Origin of the sequence: Sporocytophaga myxococcoides DSM 11118 (assembly GCF_000426725.1) — a bacterium.
GTDB lineage: Bacteria > Bacteroidota > Bacteroidia > Cytophagales > Cytophagaceae > Sporocytophaga > Sporocytophaga myxococcoides.
This window is the reverse complement of sequence record NZ_KE384560.1, coordinates 687,674-704,332: the sequence shown is the minus strand read 5'-3', so window position 1 is coordinate 704,332 and position 16,659 is coordinate 687,674. Positions and strand designations below refer to the sequence as shown.

Annotated in this window: 14 protein-coding genes; 7 read left to right on the top strand and 7 right to left on the bottom strand. The window is 36.8% G+C overall.

Annotated features, from left to right (window positions below):
* Positions 1-106: 106 nt before the first annotated feature.
* Positions 107-664 (top strand): RNA polymerase sigma factor, encoded by a 558-nt coding sequence (locus tag K350_RS0121345; protein WP_051313460.1) that lies wholly within the window; start codon positions 107-109, stop codon positions 662-664.
* On the opposite strand, the gene K350_RS0121340 is transcribed toward K350_RS0121345, so the two are convergent.
* Positions 665-1,849 carry a proline dehydrogenase family protein gene (locus K350_RS0121340; protein WP_028981635.1) on the bottom strand — a complete coding sequence of 395 codons (1,185 nt, stop codon included), beginning with the start codon at positions 1,847-1,849 and terminating at the stop codon, positions 665-667.
* 63 nt (positions 1,850-1,912) lie between these two features.
* Here K350_RS0121340 and K350_RS0121335 point away from each other — a divergent pair, with 63 nt between their 5' ends.
* The 3 genes from K350_RS0121335 to aroA all read left to right on the top strand — a co-directional run bounded on the left by K350_RS0121335 (position 1,913) and on the right by aroA (position 6,210).
* Complete coding sequence (locus K350_RS0121335; RefSeq protein ID WP_028981634.1) at positions 1,913-3,019, top strand: chorismate mutase; 1,107 nt, start codon at positions 1,913-1,915, stop codon at positions 3,017-3,019.
* A gap of 252 nt (positions 3,020-3,271) precedes the next feature.
* Positions 3,272-4,309 (top strand): 3-dehydroquinate synthase, encoded by a 1,038-nt coding sequence (gene aroB / locus K350_RS0121330; protein WP_028981633.1) that lies wholly within the window; start codon positions 3,272-3,274, stop codon positions 4,307-4,309.
* Between the two features lie 2 nt (positions 4,310-4,311).
* Entirely contained in the window at positions 4,312-6,210 is a 1,899-nt protein-coding gene (gene aroA, locus K350_RS32125) for a 3-phosphoshikimate 1-carboxyvinyltransferase (RefSeq protein ID WP_081671096.1), read from the top strand.
* A gap of 18 nt (positions 6,211-6,228) precedes the next feature.
* On the opposite strand, the gene K350_RS0121320 is transcribed toward aroA, so the two are convergent.
* Both K350_RS0121320 and K350_RS0121315 read right to left on the bottom strand, forming a co-directional pair.
* Complete coding sequence (locus tag K350_RS0121320; protein WP_028981632.1) at positions 6,229-7,455, bottom strand: tetratricopeptide repeat protein; 1,227 nt, start codon at positions 7,453-7,455, stop codon at positions 6,229-6,231.
* Positions 7,456-7,457: 2 nt separating this feature from the next.
* A complete protein-coding gene (locus K350_RS0121315; RefSeq protein ID WP_162144199.1) occupies positions 7,458-8,234 on the bottom strand; it encodes a helical backbone metal receptor in 777 nt (258 codons plus the stop codon).
* Between the two features lie 107 nt (positions 8,235-8,341).
* Here K350_RS0121315 and K350_RS0121310 point away from each other — a divergent pair, with 107 nt between their 5' ends.
* Both K350_RS0121310 and K350_RS31545 read left to right on the top strand, forming a co-directional pair.
* On the top strand, positions 8,342-9,442 hold the full coding sequence (locus tag K350_RS0121310) for a helix-turn-helix domain-containing protein (protein ID WP_028981630.1): 1,101 nt from the start codon (positions 8,342-8,344) through the stop codon (positions 9,440-9,442).
* A 97-nt stretch (positions 9,443-9,539) separates the two neighbouring features.
* Positions 9,540-12,041, top strand: a complete 2,502-nt coding sequence (locus tag K350_RS31545) for a glycoside hydrolase family 9 protein (protein WP_162144198.1) — start codon at positions 9,540-9,542, stop codon at positions 12,039-12,041.
* Between the two features lie 338 nt (positions 12,042-12,379).
* On the opposite strand, the gene K350_RS0121290 is transcribed toward K350_RS31545, so the two are convergent.
* The 3 genes from K350_RS0121290 to K350_RS0121280 all read right to left on the bottom strand — a co-directional run bounded on the left by K350_RS0121290 (position 12,380) and on the right by K350_RS0121280 (position 15,433).
* A complete protein-coding gene (locus K350_RS0121290) occupies positions 12,380-13,489 on the bottom strand; it encodes an AAA family ATPase (RefSeq protein WP_028981628.1) in 1,110 nt (369 codons plus the stop codon).
* Complete coding sequence (locus K350_RS0121285; RefSeq protein ID WP_028981627.1) at positions 13,473-14,183, bottom strand: RNA ligase family protein; 711 nt, start codon at positions 14,181-14,183, stop codon at positions 13,473-13,475. Before K350_RS0121285 ends, K350_RS0121290 begins: the two co-directional genes overlap by 17 nt.
* Before the next feature lie 290 nt (positions 14,184-14,473).
* A complete protein-coding gene (locus K350_RS0121280) occupies positions 14,474-15,433 on the bottom strand; it encodes a threonine ammonia-lyase (protein WP_028981626.1) in 960 nt (319 codons plus the stop codon).
* A gap of 298 nt (positions 15,434-15,731) precedes the next feature.
* Between K350_RS0121280 and K350_RS0121275 the strand changes: the two genes are divergently transcribed.
* Positions 15,732-16,100, top strand: coding sequence for a response regulator (locus K350_RS0121275; RefSeq protein WP_028981625.1), 369 nt, complete (start codon positions 15,732-15,734; stop codon positions 16,098-16,100).
* Between the two features lie 9 nt (positions 16,101-16,109).
* Here K350_RS0121275 and K350_RS0121270 read toward each other — a convergent pair whose 3' ends face one another.
* Positions 16,110-16,619, bottom strand: a complete 510-nt coding sequence (locus tag K350_RS0121270; RefSeq protein WP_156027132.1) for a hypothetical protein — start codon at positions 16,617-16,619, stop codon at positions 16,110-16,112.
* Between the last annotated feature and the right edge of the window lie 40 nt (positions 16,620-16,659).

The following is a 16,659-nucleotide window of genomic DNA, read 5'->3' as shown; positions in this document are numbered from 1 at the left end:
AACTCGTACAATCTTTAATAAATTCCCACTAATACTTGTTTCAAAAAGAAACAAGTATTAGTTTAATGTTTAAATTCAAAAACCTAAGCAATACCTAATTTCAAGTATGCACCTGTCTATAGAGGAAATTATAAGAGGATGTAAGAAAAACGACTCTATTGCACAGGAAGCACTTTTTAAGCTATATTCAAAAAAACTTATGACTGTTTGCCTCAGGTACTCTTCCTGCAGAGAAGATGCAGAAGACCTGTTTCAGGAGTCGATGATTAAAATATTTCAAAGCCTTCACTCATTTGAAGAAAAAGGCTCCATAGAAGGTTGGATGCGTCGCATTATTACCAATAATGCCATCAAAGAATTTCGCAAAAGAAAATACTTATCTTCTCTATCAGAACCTGAATCATTTAATTTGCCTGTGTTCACTGATGATGATGTTATTGAGAAAATGTCAGGAGAAGAATTGATGACTGTAATCCACCAGCTGCCAGAGGGGTCCAGAATGGTATTTAATCTTTTTGTGATAGAAGGATATTCTCACAAAGAAATCAGTGAATTGATGCAAATTTCAGAAGGGACTTCCAAATCTCAGTTTTTTAATGCTAAAAAAATCCTTAAAACTCTATTAGGGAAAGGTGAAAAAGTAGATCAATTACAGCAAATTTAATCAAGGCTGGATTTTTCTTCTTTCGATTTCTTTCCGAATAAGTGAAAGCTCGCGTCCAGACTGGCCTTTAATGGATTTATTTTCTTCCGCCCGTCTGAGTAAATAAGGCATCACAGCCTCTAATGGCCCAAATGGCAAGTACTTTCCAACATTGAAACTTTTCCTTGACAAATTAAAGGAAATATGATCACCCATGCCATAAAGCTGGGCAAAATAGACTCTGTCATCATTATTATTTAATTTCATCGAAGACATAATTTTCGTTTGAAGTAAATTACTATGCTCATTGTGACTTCCTGAAACAATTGATATATAATTGAGATTATTAAGGCAAAACTCAAGCGCTTCATTAAATGCCTGATCTGTTTCCTCCTTAGTGGGAAAAATTGGAGAAGGATACCCTAAATCCGAAGCCCTTTTGCGCTCCTTTTCCATATAAGCCCCTCGCACAAGTTTTATCCCTAGTTTATAACCACTTTCCTTTGACGATTTTAAAGCATCTCTTAAAAGATAAGGCATATCAACCCTGTACATCTGAAAGGTCCTATAAATTAAAGCATTATTTTTGTTGTAATGGTTCATTAATTTCAATGTAACGGCATCAATAGTATCCTGAATCCAGCTTTCCTCTGCGTCAACCATAATTCTGACTCCTGCATCAGAGGCATAAGCTGCAATTTTTTCTACCATTTGATTGAAATGTGAGAATTCCTCCTTTTCAGTAAAATTTAATTCAATCCCACTTTGAGTTTTTTCTAATATGGAGAGACGGCATAGTGCTGTCATTTTAAATACAACAAACGGGATATTCTTATCTGAAGCCGCTAAATCTATAGACCTTCGAAGCACGTCCATTGTATGATCATAAGCAGCCATTGAGCTTTCACCTTCCACTGCATAGTCCAGAATTGTTTTAATTCCGGAAAAACTCAGCTTATCGATTGCATTTTTGCATTCGTCCAGATTTTCCCCTCCACAGAAATGATTAAAAAGAGTAGTTTTTATTACTTTTTTAACAGGAAGTTTCCATTTTAATGCACTTTTTACAAAATAACTGCCTATCTTTGTTAACTTACCCATCCCCATAATTGTGAATAAGAAATTCATTTTTTTTAGCTCACGATCAGGACGGGAAGAAAAAGCTGCCGAAGTGTCGTCAAAAGATACAAGGTTGTGATTGTCCATACGTTAGATAAGAACGACAATGGACAATGAATTGTTGGTCTAATTTATTCTTAGAAAAAAATTATGGAAGTTAACTTACAAGTAAATCCCTTAGAGAAGTGGGCAAAAGTAAAGGGCAAACCACTTGTCATTGCAGGGCCTTGCAGTGCTGAAACACCTGAACAGTTAATGGCAACTGCGAAACTGTTAAAAGACCTTGGAAAAGTAGATGTACTTAGGGCAGGTATCTGGAAACCCAGAACAAGACCTAACAGCTTCGAAGGTGCAGGTGCAGAAGGTTTGAAATGGCTTGCCGACGTAAAAAAAGAACTTGGCATACCAGTAGGAACTGAAGTAGCAAATACCCAACATGTTGAAGAAGCTCTGAAATACGGAATTGACGTGCTTTGGATCGGTGCCAGAACAACTGTAAGTCCATTCTCTGTACAGGAGATGGCTGATGCACTTCAAGGTGTGAAGAATGTTGCGGTTTTGGTTAAAAACCCAACTCACCCTGAACTTCCATTGTGGATCGGAGCATTCGAAAGACTATATAGAGCGGGTATAAGAGACCTTGCAGCTATCCATAGAGGATTTGCAACATCTGATAAATCAAAATTCAGAAATATTCCAATGTGGCAGATTCCTATCGAACTAAGAAGAATAGCTCCACAGATTCCTATTATCTGTGATCCTAGCCACATCGGAGGAAAAAGAGATCTTATATTTGAAATTTCTCAGAAGGCTCTTGACCTTAACTTTGATGGTTTGATGATCGAAACTCACATCACACCTGAGAAAGCATGGAGTGATGCAGATCAGCAAGTAACTCCTGCCAGACTTGAGGAAATTCTTTCTGAATTGAAAGTTAGAAAAGACTCTTCTTCTGACAAGGATTTCAACGATCATCTTGATGATTTAAGAAAGAAAATAGACAATCTTGACAGAGAACTTATAGAAGTACTTGCTGCGAGAATGGCTATAGTTGAGAAAATCGGCGAATACAAGAGAGAAAATAATGTGACTACCTATCAGGTTAAGAGATGGGATGACATCATGAAGAACAGAGCTGATCTTGCTACCAAGATGAGTCTGAATCCTGAATACATTATAGAAATCTATAAAATCATTCACGAAGAAAGCATCAGAAAGCAGACAGAGATCATGAAAGCTGTCGCTTCAAAAGCTTAATTCTAGTTTTTTACTTGAGGCATTGTTTTCAACTTCAATGCCTTTGTGAAAAAAAATCTTTAAACCCGCAAGGTTATTAACTTTGCGGGTTTATTTTTGTACTTGTGTTAAGGTGCACCTGAGTAAGAATCCGAATTTTTCTTTAGAACATACCTCTGCCTCCCCTATAAAATCAAGCTAAGCAGAGCTTTTCAAAAGATTTTGGATCGAATCTTTTAGTCAGAGAAACCTTAACTCATAAGTTTAAAATTCATGAGCAACCAATTAGTAGTCATCACAACAAGCATCAGAGAAGAACTGAACAAGTTTTTAAGAGAAAGAAAATTTTCTAGAATTGTATTGCTTGCAGATGAAAATACATACAAATATTGTTTTCCTCTCTTAGGCCTGAACCTGCCGGAAGAACAAATAATTGTAATAAAAAGCGGTGAAGAGCAAAAGAATTTGCGCACTTGTGAGTACATTTGGGATAAGCTCACAGACCTTAGACTCGACAGAAAAGCATTGCTTATCAACCTTGGCGGGGGCGTCATTGGGGATATGGGCGGATTTTGTGCTGCTACATACAAAAGAGGAATATCATTTGTGCAAGTGCCTACCACCCTTCTGGCACAAGTGGATGCAAGTGTAGGAGGCAAATTAGGTATTGATTTTCATCTGTTCAAAAATCATATAGGAGTCTTTCGTATTCCTGATGCAGTGCTTATCGATACTATTTTTCTAAAGACTTTACCAAACAATGAACTACGTTCCGGGTTTGCAGAAATAATAAAACATACACTCATAGCTGACAAGAGCAAGTGGGAAGAGATAAGACAAAAGAGTCTTGCTCAGCAAGAGTGGCAAAACCTTGTAGAACATTCAGTGCTGATAAAGAAAAAAGTTACAGAAGAAGATCCGGAGGAAAAAGGACTGAGAAAAATTCTGAACTTTGGCCACACAATCGGCCATGCGATAGAAAGCTACTTTCTGAATATACCTCACAAAAAATTGCTGCATGGCGAGGCAATTGCAATAGGAATGATTTGCGAGGCTTATATATCAATGAAAAAAGGCTTTATTTCGCAACAGGAACTGAATGAAATAAAAAATTATATCATTGCAATTTTTGGAAAAACAGAAATTTTTGAATACGATTCGGAAAAAATTCTACCTTTAACTTTGCAGGACAAAAAAAATGAGCAAGATGAAATACTAGGTTCCTTATTAAACCCGATAGGGCATTCAACCTATAATCATCCTCTCACATTTAAAGACATAATGGATTCAATTCGTTTTTATTCTTTATAAAAATGGCAAAAAAGAAACTGAAAGCTAAAACAATGGCCAAGAAAGCAGCCGTAAAAAAAGCAGCGGGCAAGAAAGCTACCGCGAAGAAAGCAGCTGCGAAAAAGGCTACAGCTAAGAAAGCTGTAAGCAAAAAGACCACCGCTAAAAAAACAGTGGCTAAGAAAGCTGCTGCTAAAAAAGCTACCGGCAAAAAAGCTGCCACCAAAAAGGTTGCATCTAAAAAAACTACTGCTAAAAAATCAGTTGCTAAGAAAGCAGCAGGTAAAAAAGCAGTAGCTAAAAAAGTGACCGGTAAAAAAGCAGCTGTAAAAAAAGCAGTAGCTAAAAAAGCTACAGCAAAAAAAGCAGTTGGCAAAAAGGTGGCTGGCAAAAAAGCTGTTGCTAAGAAAGCAGTTTCCAAAAAGGCCGTTAGCAAAAAAGCTGTTGCTAAAAAAACTACAGCTAAAAAAGCTGTTGTTGCTAAAAAGGCGGTAGCTAAGAAAACTGTAGCTAAAAAAGCAGTAGTCGCTAAAAAGGCTGTTGCTAAGAAGACAGTCGCTAAAAAGACTGTTGCTAAAAAAGCTGTTGCTAAAAAGACAGTCGCTAAAAAGCCTGCAACTAAAAAAGTAACTACTGAAGTAATTTCTCAAGTTCAGCCTGAAATTACGCAGACAGAACAAATCTCTCCTTCTGCTCAGGAAAATGTTCTAAGCATCAACAAACTATCTCAAACTATTGAAGTTGCAATCAACCCTCCTGCTTCGAAGAGCGAAAGTAACCGTGTATTGGTTATTAATGCACTTGCAGGTGGTTCTGCAAAACTCGAAAACCTTTCAAATGCCAGAGATACGCAAACGTTAATTAACCTTCTTAAATCAGAAGATGATGTGTTTGACGTGCTTGATGCCGGCACTACTATGAGATTCCTTACTGCATATAGCGCAGTAACCGGAAAAGAAGTAGTACTTACAGGTACAAAAAGAATGAAGGAAAGACCTATTGGAATTCTGGTAGACGCACTAAGACAACTTGGTGCTGAAATTGAGTATGAAGGAAAAGAAGGTTTCCCTCCTATTAAAATTGCAGGTTTCGATAAAGAAAAGGCTGAAAATAACAGAATTCAGATCAGAGGCGATGTTAGCAGCCAGTATATTTCTGCTCTTCTGATGATCGCTCCTCTGCTTCCAAACGGTCTGGTTCTTGAACTTACAGGAAAAGTAAGCTCTAAACCATACATCGAAATGACTCTAGATCTTCTTTTCCATTTTGGAATAGAAAGCGAATGGGAAGGCAATTACATTACAATCAAAAATCAGGAATTTATCCCTGCTGATTATACAGTGGAATCTGACTGGTCTGCTGCGAGCTACTGGTATGCTATAGCTGCTTTAGCACCTGATGCTAAAATTGAGCTAAGCGGCTACAAATATGGTTCAATCCAGGGCGACAGCAAAATTGCTGATTTTATGGATCTTTTAGGAGTAAAAACAACATACCTTGAAGAAGGTATCTCTCTTGAAAGCCAGGAAGTAAAAGGCGTTGAATCACTAGACTTCTCTGACAATCCTGATCTTGCTCAAACTATCGCTGTAATTGCTGCAGCTAAAGGTATTGAGCTTACATTGACAGGTCTTGAAAGCCTTAGAATAAAAGAAACTGACAGAATCACCGCTCTTCAGAACGAACTTAAAAAATTCGGAAGCGACCTGGTTGAAGTAGAAGAAAACTCTGTATACAAAATTGTAAAAGGAGACTTCGAAGTAAACGGTCAGGAAGTTGAAACTTATGAAGATCACCGTATGGCTCTAGCTTTTGCTCCTCTGGCTGTATTGGGACCAATTAAGATTGAAAACCCTGGAGTAGTAGAAAAATCTTATCCTCACTTCTGGGATGATCTGGAAAAAGCAGGATTTAGTTTCTAATCCTCAATAAATATCTGATCAATTGCAATTTGCTTTGATCAACTCTGAAGCCTGTGAAGATCCTAACTCAATTGACTTGGTTAGATCTTTACAGGCTTCTTCTTTTTCATTCAGATTAAGCTTTGCTACTCCTCTTAAATAATGCGCTTGAGCACTTGAAGATCTTATTTCTATCAGAGTGTTAAGATCGTTTACTGCTTCTCTGAATTTGCCTCTCCCAATATTTGCTTCAGCACGTTTTTGATATAGTGAAAAATTTCCCGGATTGAGTTCAAGATATTTAGTGTAATCGGATTCTGCTTTATCAAAATTATTCAACTTCATATATAGATTACCTCTGTTTAAATAAACATCCATTTTATCAGGCATTAGTTTAGAACTTTGGTCATAATCTTCTATTGCTGCCTGCAAATTTCCAAGATTTGTTCTGATTGAAGCTCTGAAAAAGTAAAAATCAAATTCATCTTTCTTGATCATAATTGCTTTATCCAATGCTGCGAGTGCATTTGTAAAATCTCTCAGATACTGATATGTCATTCCGAGAATGAAATATACCTCTGCATCTTCAGGGGAAAGTTTCATTGCAATCTTCACATCTGCCATAGCCTGATTATAATTCCCAAGCCTGTTATTAGCCTTTGCACGATAGATGAAATAGTTCTTATTTTGACTATCGAAGGTGATCGATTTGGTAAAATAATTAACGGCATCCGAATCTCTTCCCAACCTATAGCTAAGTACTCCTAGTGTATATAATATCTCTGCTGTAGGCTTTATTTCGCTGCATTTTTTAAAATCAATAAAAGCCTCTTCATACATCCCCATAAGATTATACAAAATTCCTCTTTCATATAATGCAGAAAAATGCTTTGGATCAATCATGATGAGCTGGGAGTAATCCAACAAAGCTTCATCATCCAGACCGATCTTAGATTTCAGTTTTGCTTTTCGGAAAAAATAATCTGCGTTTTTGGGGTTTAGCTTGGTTAGCTTGTCAAGATCTTCCATGGATTGGAAGTTGTTACCCAGTTTATCATTTGCCTCTGTTCTTCCAAGCAAAGCTTCCTGATAATCCGGTTGAATTGCTATTGCTGCAGTAAAATCATCAACCGATTCCTGAAATTTCCCTTCTTTTAGCTTCTGGTTTCCACTTTCATACAAAGTCTTAGCCTTTGGATCTATAACCTGACTAAAACTGAGTCTGGAGAGCATTAACAGTAAAAAAACAAATGTAATTCTTTTCATTGTCAGGACTTAAACAAAGATTTGAAATAATCTGATGCTAATCTCATTCTGCTTCCATACCAGGAAAAAATCTCCCCGTTAATGAGTTTAACGGTCTGTCCGGAGCAGAGTTGTTCTATCTCCACCTTGTCTTTTTCCTTAAAAAAATAAGGTTCTGAAGATAACAGAATTACATCCGGCGAAAGAGCCATAATTTCATCTAAATCTGTTATGGGATATCTAGTCCTGTCTTTAAATACATTTTCAAAACCGGCCTTTTCCATCATAGAATTGATAAAAGTATCTCCTCCTACTGTCATAAATGGTTTTTTCCAGATAAGGTAACATGCCCGAAGATTTGTTGAGGATTTGAATGCAGAGATGGAATCTTTAATTCCTGTTATCAAATTTGTCGCGTTATTAACTTTTCCTGTTAATACCCCTAAATTATTCATCATTACAAATGCGTCATCAATAGTCTTTACTTCACCAACCCATACCGGATATCTTTTCTGTAATTCATCTATTGCTGGCTTTTCATTTTCTTCTTTATTCGCAATGATCAGATCCGGAGCAAGGGAATCTATCTTATCAATGTCAACATTTTTTGTCCCTCCAACTTTCAGTTTATCAGAAACCGCATCAGGATATTTGCAGAATCTGGTCACTCCGACCACTTCATTTCCCAAACCTATATCGAATAAAAATTCTGTAACTGAAGGAACAAGACTCACAATCCTTTTTACAGGTTTGTTAAGAACAATCTTCTGTCCAAGCATATCCTCGTAAACTTCCATCATATTAATATTCATAGAGTAATTCAATCAGAGAAATATAATCTCCGCATTTAAATTCCCGTTAATCTTCTTAAGTCAAAAATATATAAATTGCTACTTTAATCCTGACAATGAAAAAGATAATTCCTTCTAAAGGAAAGTTTGCCAAACAGCTGCTGCTACTTCCCTTGATTGCAGCAGTTGTTTCAATGTATTTTTCATATCAGTCAGACTGGATGATTTATCCCACAATGAAGGTCTCTTCTTATAGTGACAAGCCTAATGATCACGGTAATTCGGAGCTTCATTTCCTTGATACCACAGATCATAAACTTCTATTTGAATACACCTTAAATAATGGAGCTCCTTATCCATACCTTGGTGTTTCTATTTTCCCGGAATCAGGATTTGTGGACCTTTCAGGTTTTGATTACCTGGAAATCGAAATAGAAGCTGATAACTCTAAAAGGATTCCTATTCACATTCTTGTAAATGTACCCGGATTTTCCACTTCTAAAGACGCAGTGAGCTATCGTCAAATGGAACAGGAAATTGATTATTCTTCTGATCAAAAAATTTACAAACTATACATTAGCAAGTTTAAGACGCCAAGCTGGTGGTTTACCAAGTGGCAGGTGAATGAAGACAAAGTTGGTCAGCCGGATTATTCCCAGGTTCCTTCTTTTTCCATACAAAATTGCCAATTATTGAAAACGGGAGTAAGGGAAAGAATTAAAGTGTCTTATGTAAAAGCAGGAAAGGACAACCGGTTGCCTATTACTATTATAGCTTCCTTTACTTTTCTATTTTATGGCATGGTTTTCCTTTATAAAAAATTGAAGCAGAAGACCCCTTCCGTCAATCAATTTCCTTATCAAAAACTTGATGTAGCTAACATCGCTGATGAGGAGGCACAAAAACTAATTCAGTATATGGCTGAGAACTATCATCGGGAAGAGCTTAATTCTGAAGTAATACAAAAAGAATTAGGGATGACAGAAAATAAAATCACCTCCCTTTTTAAAACAACTTTGAATACCACCGCAAAAAAATACCTTAATACAATCCGACTTCAGGAGGCTTGCAGATTATTGACTGAAACAGACAGACAGGTAAGCGATATTGCCTACAAAGTGGGTTATGCTAATATTCCTCATTTTAACAGAGTGTTTAAAGAAAATCTCGGGTGTTCGCCAAATGAATACCGGAAAAACCTGTTAAAAACCTCCTGATTCGTTCATAAATCCCTTTTGTGAAGGATTCTGTGGCAAAATGCAAAGTCATTTTAAGGCCCTTTTCAGTATTTGGTGTAAAAAAAGAAACACTAAAATGATACAAAAGAACGTATTGATTTTAATCCTGTCCATTTGTTTCCTTTATAATAAATCAACCGCACAATCTAAGGGTTACAAACTCGATTTTAACAGCAATGACTGGAAACCTTCCTATAGCCATCCGGACTTCGCCGTAAAAAATACGGATGGTATTCTGAACATCGATGCTCAAGCTGTGGGATCAAATTATGAAAATTTTGTAGGCTATTTTCCTAAAACAGATTTAAGCTTTAATCCTTTTGTATATGTAAAAGTCAAAACTCAATATCCTGTAAAGTTTGAACTTAGGTTACTTGATAAGGCGAATAAAGAAACGAACGACAATAGCCCAAAAATTTCCGTTTCTCCAAGTGAAGAATATCAATGGATCACATTTGATTATACTAATAAATTCAAACAAAGCTGGCCGACAAATGATACTGTCAACAGTAGAGAGATTGTAAAATTAGCCATCATACTCAATGGAGGCGGCCCCGATTATACAGGATGGGTTTACATTGACGAAATCATTTTCGGAGATTCTAATTCAGTGAAGCTTCCTTATGATCCTGTTGTTTATCAGCCTAAAGTAAATCAGTTAGGCTATCTTATCAAATCACCGAAAGTTGCTATCATTCCTTCCAATAAAAGACTTAATTTTCAAATTATAGAAAAGGCAACAGGAGTTCCTGTTTTCAAGAACACTACATCTGCACCTTCAAAATGGCAATATTCTGAGGAATCAGTTGTAAAAGCTGACTTTTCCGAACTTGAACAGGAAGGGCATTATTATCTTTTAGCCGAAGGATTAAAAGCTTCCTTTGACTTTGCAATAAGTGACACTGTTTTAAATAATCTGCAAACTGCTGCCATAAAGGCTTTTTATTTTAACAGAGCTTCTATTGACATAACAGAGCCATATGGAGGAAAATGGAGCCGTGCGAAAGGGCATCCTGATGATAAGGTACTCATTCATTCCTCAGCTGCTTCTGATGAAAGACCGGAAGGCACGATTATCTCTTCTCCTAAAGGCTGGTATGATGCCGGAGACTATAATAAGTATGTTGTTCCCGCGGGAATATCAGTATGGCAGCTGCTTTCATCATGGGAATACTTCAGGTCTGAGACTAATACTTTGAATTTAGCGATTCCCGAAAGCATTAATAATCTTCCCGATATACTTGATGAAGCGCTCTGGGAAATAGAATGGATACAGTCTATGCAGGACCCTGTTGATGGTGGTGTGTATCATAAGCTTACGAATGCCGAATTTGATCCCATGGTAATGCCAACAGATGCAACTACTCCGAGATATGTTGTAAAAAAAACCACTGCCGCTGCCCTGAACTTTGCTTCTATGCTGACAAAAGCCAGCAGGGTATACGGGCAATTTCCCGAATATAAAACAGACATTGCGAATTCCTGGCTTGCCCAGGCTGAAAAGGCATGGGAATGGGCTCTTGCTCATCCTGACGAACAATATGATCAGGATTTGATCAACCAGAACTATGATCCTGATGTACATACAGGTGACTATGGTTTGCAAAGTTATAATATTGACTGGGCGGATGAGTGGTTCTGGGCTTCGGTAGAATTATACATTGCAACAGGAAAACAGAAGTATTTAAATAAAATAAATTTTCCTGACAAGCCTGTTGAAGTGCCTAAATGGTCGAACACGGAGTTTATGGGAATTATTTCATTGTTAAAAAATAAAGACAAATTTTCTTCCTATGATGCCGAACATGCAGAAAGCCGTTTGATATCATTTGCTATTGTTCTAAATGAATATGCCAAAAAATCTTCATATGGTACCTCTATTGGAGCTATGGCCTGGGACTTTGGCTGGAACAGCAATGCCAATGCAGCAAACCATTCTATGATTTTGCTTCATGCTTATGAGCTTACAGAGAATAAGGAGTATTTCAACACAGCATTATCAAATATAGATTACCTGCTCGGAAGGAACCCATTGAACTATTGCTTTGTAACAGGCTTTGGAACTCAATCACCTCAACATCCTCATCATCGCATTTCCTTTGCAGATGGAGTGAGTGAGCCCGTACCTGGTTTAATTGTTAATGGTCCCCATAATGATGATCTCAGCTTTTGCACCTATCTTACTACTATACCAGCCTTCACCTACCTCGATGATGAATGCAGCGCTCCGACTAACGAGGTGGCTATTAATATCAACTCTGCGCTTGTGTATTCATTGAATGCTTTAAAAAGTATTTATGATGAAAAGATTCTTAGTCCTGTAAAAAAAAAGGCTTCAGAAGAAAAAATAGACTTGTATCCCAATCCAAATGACGGCACTTTTGAAGTTGCAGTTCCTGAAATATTTAAAAATGGTCAGTGGAAACTAATGAATACAAATGGAAATCAGATTGCACAAGGAGTGCTTGATTCAGAGGCAAAGCAGGAGTTTTCATTTCAGAATATACCTGCCGGATTATATTTGCTAATTTTTGATAAAGATGAAAACCAAGTAAGAATGAAGGTGAATGTTTATTAAGGATAAATTAAATAGTCCTTTAAATCTGAGGGGAAGCAAAAGCTTTCCTTCTTTTATTTTCAGGGGCTCTGCGATTGGAGTTTGATTCTTTTAAAGACAAGATCAAAGCATTTACCCCAAAAATTGAGTCTTATTGCCCGAAAATTGAGTCTATTTGCCCGAAAATTCAGGGGTGCCCCCTGAATTTTCGCTCTTTTAGAGTGAATTTTCGTGCTAAAAGAATCAATTTTCCGGTAGAAAGAGTCAATGTTTGGGTGAAAAGATTCAAAGGAGCAAAAAGAGTCAATGATGAAGATAAAAGAGTCAATGCAGACATTTAAATATCGCCATTTAAGATTTCAATTTCCAACTATATAAAGTACCTCATGCGCCTCCACTGCCGAAGGCACTTCCAGCTTCATTATCATCCTCTGTACTACATTTAAAGGCACAGAATATTCCCTGTTTTCATTTTGCTTCACAAGAACTTTATAAGGAACTTCAATATAAATGATCTTCACTCTGCCTCCATAAGAAGTAAACAGATCAATTAACTGTTCCCTCATGGAACTAGTGATATTAGTGGCATTCCACACAAAAGATTTCCTTGCTCTCATATAAACTTTCGCCGCTTCTTTTGCTGCCTGAATGACCGTTCCGTTTCCTTTAGAATCTGTTGGAGCAATCTTTAGTCTGCGTCTTATGTCATCCAGCGAAACCACAGGCAGATCAGAGAAATGCTTTTTCACATAAGTATCCTTTCCTGCACCGGGAATACCAGCCATTATGATTACTTCAAATTTCGTATCATCAAAAGGTACAAAGTCTGCTCCGCTTTCTTTTCTGCTTAAATAATAAAACTTAGAGAGATTATCATGAAACTGCTTTGCTTTACCAAAGCAGTCATGCTCTCTGCATAATTCTCTGAACAAGTCGATCTTATAAAGCAATTCATCTTTGTCAGGGCATTCTCTTCCTAGCACGTCTGCCTGAGCCAGGAGAGCCAGGTGTTCTGTATTCACTTCAAGGCTCGCACTGATCGCAGCTTTCACTGGATCTTCCTTTTCAAATATCCAAAGTGGCAAACCATGATGTCGTACAAGTTTGGCTATTGCTTCTCTGATGAAAAACGGAGTCTCTATCTCCGTATACAAAATGTTCCTGGCTGTAATCTCACCTTTTTTAGCATGCCCTTTCGAAGTGATCCTTCCATCATCTTCAATGACTGTAGTAGATCTTTTTTCGACATCATGTAACAATGCTGAAGCAAAAAGAATATGCTGATTCTGTTCATCAAGGGATTTGAATTCATCAAGACTGGTCAATGCTTCGGCAACCATTCTTGTATGGACTTCAACATCCCCTTCACCATGAAAAATGGGATCCTGAGGGACACCCTGCATGTCCCTGATCCATTCAAATTCTGATTTTAATTTATCCCAATCGTATGTACTAAAGATCTTCCACATACCGGTCTCCTTTCTCTCTTAATAAGGGCGCACGTTTCCAGTTTCTCGTCCAATGTTCGTCTGTCTTTACGTGTCCTTTTCTTACATATTTGAATACATTATTCTTAAAGGCGTCAACAGTATAGCCTTCTGCATTGCGCGTTACCAGACCCTCCATCGTACATGCCGATTTTGTATGAACATCTTCTGATCCGAATACACTTTGCTGACATACGATTGAAAGGACTTCTTTTCTAAACTCCTCTTCGTTTGAAGGGTTCACTGTTTTAATTTCAGGTACGGTACTAAAATCAAGCATTGCTGCATAGAACTTAGTCTCTTCCCAGGATAGCCATTGATCATGTTCTCTTACTCCAAACACAAAGAAGTGTTCAGGAAGGTTTACATATTTTATAGAATGAATGGCATAAAGATTTTCACCAAAAATCTCCAGATCTCCCAGATCGTTCTTGATCAATTCCCATTTCTGTTGCAGATGCCTTGCCCATGGATGCACCGTAGGGGCAGCATGTGAGCGTGCAAACACACCATATTTATTCAGGCAGGAGTTTTCACCATCCAGTTTTTCTGTATGGACCACCTGTTTTATAACGGACATATCATTCCAATAATGATGGCTTATCCTGTCGTCGCTGGATGTACCAGGAGAAAAGGGATAATGATATGTCCTTCCGTATTTATTAGAAAGACTCATAAAAGTAAAATTAAAGTAAAGGGCGATTGCGCTTTTCAGTTTGCTGCAAATCCCGTAAAATCAATTGTTTGGATAATAGAATTCTGCACTGCTATTTTTTAGCAGCGAGTGTTTAAAGAGGAGGAATAAAAGAAATTACATGACTTCAATTATTTAAAAAATTGTCTTTTATGATAATGCAAAGATAGAGTATCTTTTCTGAAAGAAAAAACGAAGTACAGTAAGCAAGTGATTCTCAATAAAGCGAGTCAAATATTATAGATAAAAAAATTTCGAGAAGGAATGATTCTTTAAAACCACTCCTTTTCCTGCTCTTCAGTCAGATTGCCTCCGCAAAGGATCACACCGACATTCTTGTTCTTAAACTTATTTTTATATTCCATAACTGCAGCAATACCTACAGCAGAAGATGGCTCCACCTTCAGACCTGTATGCTTGTAGATCAGTTTAACAGCTTCTATGATACTCTTCTCTTTCACTAAAAATCCTTCATCAATTAATCCATTCATGTCTTGAAGAGCCTGAGGAATTGGTACACGCACAGCAATACCATCAGCAACAGTATTTAATTTTCTGTGATGAATAACTATCTCTCCTTTCTTCCATGAGTCAATCATTGCAGAAGCTTCTTCAGCCTGAATGGCAACCATTTTTGTTTGAGGACTAATGCTTTTAAATACACTTGCTACACCATTAAATAAAGACCCATTGCCTAATGCAATCAACAGATAATCTAATTTCTCCGGCAAAGCAGCAAGTTCAACTCCTATAGTACCGGCACCTTCAACAGTGTCTATATCAAGGCTGTCTTCTATAACTCTGACACCCGATCTTTTAGCAAAATATCTTGATCCTTCTTTAGCACCTTCAAAATCATCACCAAATAAAATAACGTTAGCCCCAAGCTTTCTCATAAGGTTAACTTTAGCTGTGCTGGCATTAAAACTTGCAAATACAGTAAGGTCTATTCCTTTCTTCTGACAGGAATAAGCCATTGCCTGGCCAAAGTTTCCTGCACTTGCACAGATAAGTTCTGTTTCATCTTTCAGGTTTGCTACCAGCAATTCGGCACCTCTGCCTTTAAATGAACCAACAGGGTTCTGGATCTCAACCTTTAAATAAATATTAGTTTCAAGAACTTCTGACAATGATTCACATAAGTATTGAGGAGAATTTAGGAATACAGGATCAATGACTGTTGATGCGTTATTTATTCTTTCCTGAGATATTCTACTTTCCAGGGTTTTCATGAAGAGGGCTATTATTATTCAGCTAATATCTTACTAAGAAATCTGATTATCAAATTCATTGTTGAATCTCTATTGGCTTATTTGACATTAACTCATATGATGTAAGACTTTTCAACCTGATAATGAAATAATTCTATCGTTTTACATTTTTTCCTTTAATAAAATAAATTTAAAAACATGTAGAAAGTTTCTACAATCATCAGCAAATAAAGGACTAAGCAAGCAATAATAACGACTAAAGTATCATTTTGACAAAACAATTTTGTAATATTGCTACATTAATTAGTCATACAGAATAATGGATCAGATATTTGTAATTGATGATGATTCCATAAGTAACTTTCTTGTAGAAAAGCTGCTTTTAAAATTGAAGTTCTGTAAAGAAGTAAAAATCTTTACCAATGGCCTTGAAGCGTACAGACATTTACTTGTATCAGAGAAACTTCCTTCATTAATTTTTCTTGATATTGATATGCCGGTGATGGATGGATATGAATTTATAAATCAACTGAAAAAATCCGGACTGGATAAAAAAATACCTGTTCTTGTTTTTACTAATTTTAACAGAGAAGAAGAAAAGCTAAGCCTGCTCGGCGATTTCAAAGTGGTTCAAAAGCCTTTAACACTTGAAAAAATGCAGCTGCTCTTTCCTGCAACTGCATTCTAAATCAATGGTCTATTTCTTATAAATTTCTATTTCAATCTCCATCAAATCACCACCTTCACTAGAATCTCCCATTTCAACTACATATCCTCCATCTTTAGAAGTCCACAACTCATCGTTCTTGTCATTGGTAACGAATTTACCATAGCGTTCATTAAAATACTTTTGAAAATCATCAATCAAAGACTCTTCAAATGTTAAGTTTATATTTTCGATGAATGCTATACCAAAGCCCTTCACTTTTTGCTGTTCATCGAGATAATAGATAATTTCAGCATATTCATTCTTATCTATCTCTTTCTTAAAGATCATAAAGTTCTTACCATCTGCAACGAACTGAGCGTCTTCTGTCTTTCTTACAGTTTCAGCAGAAACGCCGAAATCATATCCTCTTATGACTCCTTTTTCATTTTTTATAACTGCCTGAACTTCTTTTCCGTGGCCTTGGAGGTAGTCCTTTGTCTGAGCATTTGCAATGCAAATGACAAACATTGAAACTAACAGTAGTAATGTGTGTTTCATAGTAAAGTTAATTAGGGGTTTTCCCTACAAATATAACAGT

Coding starts and splice junctions, on each gene's coding strand:
- aroA (WP_081671096.1), top strand. CDS start 4,312: ATGGCAAAAAAGAAACTGAAAGCTAAAACAATGGCCAAGAAAGCAGCC.
- K350_RS0121290 (WP_028981628.1), bottom strand. CDS start 13,489: ATGTGGAAGATCTTTAGTACATACGATTGGGATAAATTAAAATCAGAA.
- K350_RS0121320 (WP_028981632.1), bottom strand. CDS start 7,455: ATGAAAAGAATTACATTTGTTTTTTTACTGTTAATGCTCTCCAGACTC.
- K350_RS0121340 (WP_028981635.1), bottom strand. CDS start 1,849: ATGGACAATCACAACCTTGTATCTTTTGACGACACTTCGGCAGCTTTT.
- K350_RS0121285 (WP_028981627.1), bottom strand. CDS start 14,183: ATGAGTCTTTCTAATAAATACGGAAGGACATATCATTATCCCTTTTCT.
- K350_RS0121335 (WP_028981634.1), top strand. CDS start 1,913: ATGGAAGTTAACTTACAAGTAAATCCCTTAGAGAAGTGGGCAAAAGTA.
- K350_RS0121345 (WP_051313460.1), top strand. CDS start 107: ATGCACCTGTCTATAGAGGAAATTATAAGAGGATGTAAGAAAAACGAC.
- K350_RS0121270 (WP_156027132.1), bottom strand. CDS start 16,619: ATGAAACACACATTACTACTGTTAGTTTCAATGTTTGTCATTTGCATT.
- K350_RS31545 (WP_162144198.1), top strand. CDS start 9,540: ATGATACAAAAGAACGTATTGATTTTAATCCTGTCCATTTGTTTCCTT.
- K350_RS0121280 (WP_028981626.1), bottom strand. CDS start 15,433: ATGAAAACCCTGGAAAGTAGAATATCTCAGGAAAGAATAAATAACGCA.
- K350_RS0121310 (WP_028981630.1), top strand. CDS start 8,342: ATGAAAAAGATAATTCCTTCTAAAGGAAAGTTTGCCAAACAGCTGCTG.
- aroB (WP_028981633.1), top strand. CDS start 3,272: ATGAGCAACCAATTAGTAGTCATCACAACAAGCATCAGAGAAGAACTG.
- K350_RS0121275 (WP_028981625.1), top strand. CDS start 15,732: ATGGATCAGATATTTGTAATTGATGATGATTCCATAAGTAACTTTCTT.
- K350_RS0121315 (WP_162144199.1), bottom strand. CDS start 8,234: ATGATGGAAGTTTACGAGGATATGCTTGGACAGAAGATTGTTCTTAAC.